We start from the raw sequence: 849 nt of genomic DNA, 5'->3' as shown, positions 1-849 counted from the left end.
GGTTTCGGTCGCAGTGCTGGCCCGCGCCTGGAAGCGCTGATAGCACTCCAGCCCGCAGAAATGCTCCACGTACTCGGGGCACTGTTGCAAAGTTAGCGATGAGGCAGCCTTTTGTCTTATTCAAAGGCCTTACATTTCAAAAACTCTGCTTACCAGGCGCATTTCGCCCAGGGGATCACCATAATAAAATGCTGAGGCCTGGCCTTTGCGTAGTGCACGCATCACCTCAATACCTTTGATGGTGGCGTAAGCCGTCTTCATGGATTTAAATCCCAGCGTGGCGCCGATTATCCGTTTCAGTTTGCCATGATCGCATTCAATCACGTTGTTCCGGTACTTAATCTGTCGGTGTTCAACGTCAGACGGGCACCGGCCTTCGCGTTTGAGCAGAGCAAGCGCGCGACCATAGGCGGGCGCTTTATCCGTGTTGATGAATCGCGGGATCTGCCACTTCTTCACGTTGTTGAGGATTTTACCCAGAAACCGGTATGCAGCTTTGCTGTTACGACGGGAGGAGAGATAAAAATCGACAGTGCGGCCCCGGCTGTCGACGGCCCGGTACAGATACGCCCAGCGGCCATTGACCTTCACGTAGGTTTCATCCATGTGCCACGGGCAAAGATCGGAAGGGTTACGCCAGTACCAGCGCAGCCGTTTTTCCATTTCAGGCGCATAACGCTGAACCCAGCGGTAAATCGTGGAGTGATCGACATTCACTCCGCGTTCAGCCAGCATCTCCTGCAGCTCACGGTAACTGATGCCGTATTTGCAGTACCAGCGTACGGCCCACAGAATGATGTCACGCTGAAAATGCCGGCCTTTGAATGGGTTCATGTGCAGCTCCATCAG

General features: G+C 54.1%; 2 protein-coding genes. Both read right to left on the bottom strand.

The genetic code is table 11. From position 1 onward, the window contains the following. Positions 1 to 69, bottom strand: a 69-nt coding sequence (locus G3R48_RS17120) for a DUF3330 domain-containing protein (RefSeq protein ID WP_425516760.1), incomplete at its 3' end; no start/stop codon positions are given. A 60-nt stretch (positions 70 to 129) separates the two neighbouring features. Then, a complete protein-coding gene (locus G3R48_RS17115; RefSeq protein ID WP_001067855.1) occupies positions 130 to 834 on the bottom strand; it encodes an IS6-like element IS26 family transposase in 705 nt (234 codons plus the stop codon). Between the last annotated feature and the right edge of the window lie 15 nt (positions 835 to 849).

Source organism: Shewanella intestini, assembly GCF_018221465.1.
GTDB classification, from domain to species: Bacteria; Pseudomonadota; Gammaproteobacteria; order Enterobacterales; family Shewanellaceae; genus Shewanella; species Shewanella intestini.
This window is presented reverse-complemented; position numbering and strand designations above follow the sequence as displayed.

Coding starts and splice junctions, on each gene's coding strand:
- G3R48_RS17115 (WP_001067855.1), bottom strand. CDS start 834: ATGAACCCATTCAAAGGCCGGCATTTTCAGCGTGACATCATTCTGTGG.